Origin of the sequence: Wolbachia endosymbiont of Drosophila baimaii, from assembly GCF_028982185.1 — a bacterium.
Lineage (GTDB): Bacteria > Pseudomonadota > Alphaproteobacteria > Rickettsiales > Anaplasmataceae > Wolbachia > Wolbachia pipientis.
Genome location: NZ_JAPQLE010000111.1, coordinates 1 through 5,013, shown reverse-complemented (window position 1 = coordinate 5,013; position 5,013 = coordinate 1). Strand labels below are relative to the sequence as shown.

Sequence of the window (5,013 nt, the reverse complement as noted above, 5' to 3'; positions counted from 1 at the left end):
AAATCTAGATGTAGATGAAGTTTTGTAAAGACATACAGTATCTATATACTGCAAAAAATTGAACATAAGACGCCGATACATTAAGTAATCTTTACCTTTTAATCTGCAGATTGGCGAAAGCAAATACAATAGCTTCACTATCATGATGAGGGCGCTGGCGAAGGGTGTCAAGTAAGTTTTTCGTTTCTATTGCTACTACCACGATTGTATAGGTAATTCTTCACTTATAATAATGATTCAAGCCTTTAGCCCCTCAAACACCTCACTTGCTCTATTTAAAACAGAATCAGGAAAACCGGCAAGTTTTGCTACATGTATTCCATATGACTCATCTGCAATGCCTTCAATTACTTCATGTAGAAAGATAACCTCTCCGTTCCACTCTCTTATTTTTACACAAAAACATTTCACGTTCTTCAAGTATTTGCTTACTTTAGTTAATTCATGATAATGAGTTGCAAAAATGGCGCGGCACTTATTTACATTGTGAATATGTTCAATCACCGCCTGTGCAATAGATAATCCATCATACACCCCTGTGCCCCTACCAATTTCATCAAGTATCACCAAGGAACGGTCCGTTGCCTGATTTACTATCGTTGCTGTTTCGATCATCTCTACCATGAAGGTAGAATAACCAGCTGTTATATTATCCGTTGCGCCAACCCTGCTGAATATCTTGTCAATCACTCCAATATGTGCACTCTCTGCTGGCACAAATGACCCCATGTGAGCTAAAATTGCAATGAGAGCGTTTTGCCTCAAGAAAGTGCTTTTTCCAGCCATATTAGGACCAGTAATTAGATGTATACCAGCTAAATTGATGTTATTTGCAATGAATTTATCGTTAACTTCAACCACTGGGTGTCTTCCGCTACAGATATTGAACTCTTTGCTGTCATCAATAATGGGTTTTACGTAATTATTTTGCACTGCAAGCTCTGCAAATGCGGTTCTAATATCAAGTTTTGCCAAAGCATTTGCAGCAAGAGCAATTTTTTCAGATTCTTTAGCGACTTCACTACACAGTTCACTAAAAATTTTCATTTCTAAGCCGATTGCAGCATCACGTGCCGTAAGAATTTTATTTTCTAGTTCTTTCAATTCATTAGTAGTGTAGCGCATGCTATTTGCTAAGCTTTGCCTATGAATAAATATATCCGAAGTTATTTTGTGATTTGCCGACACTTCAACGTAATAACCAAGTATGTTGTTGTGTAATATTTTGAGTGCGGCAATGCCAGTTAGGTCGCGATAAGATTCACGGAGTTTGGTTATTAGTTTATTACTATTATTTAATATGTAGGATAACTCAGATAATTCTGAGTTGTATTTTGAGTGAATAAATCCTCCTTCTTTCACGGAACTGAGGTTATTATCGAGTATAGCACTATTTAACAGTTCAAATAGGTCTTTATGATTGCCAAGGCTTTTATGTATTGTGCTTAGTTCACTCTCGTCTGATTTTACTGTTATTCCAGCGCGTGACGCTGGCTGGATCTCAGTTTGGATGACATATTGTTGTGGGAGAGATCCATTTTCACCTGATTCAATTTTACATAAGAACTCAGACAATTCTAAAGTCTTTCCTAGACCTATTTTCAATAGGTTCATATCCTTTGGTGAACCACGCCCTAGTATTAAGCGCGATAAAGACCTTTCAATATCCGGAATGTTAGATAATATCTCTCGTATTTTTCTGCGTGGCTCATGATTATTTACAAAAAATTGAGCGGTGCTGAGCCTCAAATTGATTGCCTTGGAGCAAGCAAGGGGTGAAGCGAGCATTTGTTTGAGCAGGCGTCCACCAGAAGCTGTAACTGTATGATCAATAACTGAAATTAGTGAACCTTTCTTTTCACCAAATTGAGTTGAAAACAACTCAAGATTTCTCCTTGCTGAAGCATCAATAAGCATGAAATTTTGTTGCTTATAGGTTTTTGGGAATTCAAGCCTTGGAATGGAGCCCCTTTGTGTTACTCTGACATATTCAAGCAGTGCACCACACGCCATGATTTCTACTTTGCTGAAATTTCCTATACTCCCAAGTTCCCTGATTTTATAAAACTCGCATAATGTTCTGTGAGATTTACTATACTCAAAAAAGCTCTGTGCGTGCTGCGTAATTGATATTTTATAATTTTTTAAAATCGATCTAATTTTTTCGTCCTCAGTGAATTTTTCAGAAATTAATAATTCTCTTGGTGATATACGCAATAAATCACTATCTAGAGCTTTCAAACTCGTTAAAGTGTGAAAAAATTTTCCCGTTGATAATTCAAGCCAACTAATAGCATATTCGTCATTTTGTTCAACTATGGACGCGAGATAATTATTGCTTTTATCCTCCAGTAGTGAATCTTCTATAATTGTACCTGGAGTTACAACTCGCACTACATCACGTTTTACTATGGATTTATAGCCCCTCTTTTTTGCTTCATCAGCAGTTTCTAATTGGTCACAGATTGCTACTTTGAACCCTAAATCTATTAGCTTGTGTAGGTAAGATTCACTACTGTGTGCTGGCACTCCACACATTGGTATTTCTTGCCCACACGAATTACCTCTCTTAGTGAGCACTATATTCAGCAATTTCGCAGCTTTAATAGCGTCATCGAAAAACAATTCATAAAAATCTCCTAGCCTATAAAATAGCAGATGATCTTTGTATTGAGCTTTCAGGTTCAAATACTGCTCCATCACAGGGGTGTTTTTTTCTTTTACGAAGCTCATAATATTTTTTAATATATTGTATTGATAAACGTTATTATAGATTATATTGCACATGTGGATAACATAAATTTTAAATAGGTGTATAGAGGGAAAAATTTAAAACAATTAAATTTCTTGGATCCAAGTATTCAGGACACTTGGATGACATAAAGAGTAGGAGTATTTGATGATAAAAAAGCAAAAACACAGTTGTCATTCCAGCGCGTGACGCTGGAATCCAGAATATCCTAATTACAAGGTTTATTATTTAGTTTGAAAAATGCTATAGCTTTTTCTATGTAAGTTGTGGCCCCTTTTTACCATTTGCGACAGTTGTATCATCAACAGATATTTCAGAGCTAACAGTGCTAATAGTTTTTTCTATCGCTTTAGCCTGTTCATAGTCTTGACTCAAAAAATACATGGCCAGCCCAACAGCTATACTAGCAACAAGAACAAGTGCTATCATTACACCTAGTATCATACCACCAGAAAGACTTACTGCAACACACACACCAGCTCCAAGTACAACACTAAGAAAACCACCAATTATCATGCCAGGCACTAAACTGCCTATCATAGCGCTTTCTTTTTTCGTATGAGCTTGTTTTTTCATACTTTTAATAAGCACTTCTTTTGTTTCTCCTTGAGCTAAATCTAAAGGAATTTTATTATCCGCGTTTTGTATCAAAGGATTTGCACTATATGTAACAAGAAGGGTGGTTATTTCTTCAGTTTTATTACCTATAACTGCATGATGTAGTAATGTATTTCCCTCTTCATCTTTAAAGTTTATATGAGTACGAAATTCTTCATCTAGATTTCTTATTGGGTTGTTTTTTGCATATATCCTAGATTGTATTGCTCTATCTAAGCATTGTATCACTTGTTCTAGTGATTGCTCGTCAGGATTTTGTATAAAATGAAGCAGAATTTCGTGTACTATCGCTTCCTTTGTAGTTTGTAGGCATCGTAAAGCATAATTAAATGTCTGTGTAGTGATAACGTCTTCTTTTCTTTTTTTAAGAACAACCCTTAAATCTTCAATCGCCTTTTCACCATCTTTTATTCCAAGAATTATTGAATCCAAATTATTTATCATGCTATCCTCCTTGGTTTGATTGCATTACTCATTAATAAATAATATAATAAATCCTGCTAAAAGTCAAGCAATTAATTAATAAGTTAATATAATCCTCCAAAAGGAGCTCCTTACTTTTTGTTCAGCATGTCCATTGGATCAGACTCTTTAAGCTTGCTGTTTGCTGAATTTATTCATCACAATAGCTACAATGTGCTATCGAAGTTCTCTGTAATCTTAGTTGGTTCTTCTAGAATATTCAAAATATCAGTTGCACAATAAACCCGATCTCTCTTTCCTTGAGAAGTTTGTGAAACGATGCCTAAATCTTCAAGCTTTACGATTGCTCTTTGGGCTGTTGTAAATACGACACCTAAGTTTTCAACCACTTTCCTTATAGTAAAGTAAGGGTTTAAAGACTATTAACTAAATCATTGTCCCATTCAAATTTTGGTGGCAAGGGGCTTGGTATAAATGCCCGATAACCAGCGAATACTTTGCCTGATGGTGATCCTTTAATATACATTCATTCAACCTAGCACACTATTTTTATAGTATATATTATTTTCAAATAAAGTCAAAAATGAAAATAAGGCTTTATCTTATTTGCGTGCATGAAAATAAGAAACTCTCTTATTATTGATTTTGCTCAAAAACGAAAATAGAAGAAGCTGCTGAACTTTATATATCCTGTTTTTCTGGAGAACTGCTATAAAACTTCTGAGTGAAGTCACTTAATTTTTACACATCTATTGTAGAGTAAGAAGAACCGAATTTGAAACAAAAATGCTAACTGATGCTTGGACTTTACTGACACTTACACTACTTGAAACTATACTTAGTGTAGACAATTTAATTTTTATTTCTCTAGCAATAGATAAGGTACCAAATGCGCTGAGAGAAAGAGTGCGCCTTATGGGCCTTGGATTAGCACTATTAATGCGTTTTGTAATACTATTTTTTACATCATCTATATTATCAATGCAAAAACCTATATTTCACACTGCATCAGCAAGGGATTTACTTATGATCGCAGGGGGATTATTCCTTATTGTTAAGAGCTCTATGGAGTTACGGGATGACATCTTTGTATGTAAGAAAAATAAAAAGAAAGCAAACGTTAAATCAAAATTTTTTTTAGTTGTGCTACAAATTATATTAATAGATTTAGTTTTTTCGGTTGATTCGATATTATAGCTCTTTCCATAAAAGTCCGGATG

Annotated in this window: 3 protein-coding genes and 1 pseudogene; 1 reads left to right on the top strand and 3 read right to left on the bottom strand. The window is 34.9% G+C overall.

Going from position 1 to position 5,013, the window contains the following annotated elements:
• Window positions 1-237: 237 nt before the first annotated feature.
• The 3 genes from mutS to OZD66_RS03700 form a co-directional block, all read right to left on the bottom strand.
• Window positions 238-2,733, bottom strand: a complete 2,496-nt coding sequence (gene mutS / locus OZD66_RS03710) for a DNA mismatch repair protein MutS (protein WP_182366457.1) — start codon at window positions 2,731-2,733, stop codon at window positions 238-240.
• Between the two features lie 274 nt (window positions 2,734-3,007).
• Window positions 3,008-3,814 carry an ankyrin repeat domain-containing protein gene (locus OZD66_RS03705; RefSeq protein ID WP_182366459.1) on the bottom strand — a complete coding sequence of 269 codons (807 nt, stop codon included), beginning with the start codon at window positions 3,812-3,814 and terminating at the stop codon, window positions 3,008-3,010.
• A gap of 185 nt (window positions 3,815-3,999) precedes the next feature.
• Entirely contained in the window at window positions 4,000-4,182 is a 183-nt protein-coding gene (locus OZD66_RS03700; RefSeq protein ID WP_006279522.1) for a hypothetical protein, read from the bottom strand.
• A gap of 397 nt (window positions 4,183-4,579) precedes the next feature.
• Between OZD66_RS03700 and OZD66_RS03695 the strand changes: the two are divergent.
• A pseudogene (locus OZD66_RS03695) lies at window positions 4,580-4,987 on the top strand (TerC family protein); the annotation flags it as partial.
• Window positions 4,988-5,013: the final 26 nt, after the last annotated feature.

Bases quoted from the DNA above. Each gene is read 5' to 3' on its own strand.
- mutS (WP_182366457.1), bottom strand. From the start codon at position 2,733: ATGAGCTTCGTAAAAGAAAAAAACACCCCTGTGATGGAGCAGTATTTG.
- OZD66_RS03705 (WP_182366459.1), bottom strand. From the start codon at position 3,814: ATGATAAATAATTTGGATTCAATAATTCTTGGAATAAAAGATGGTGAA.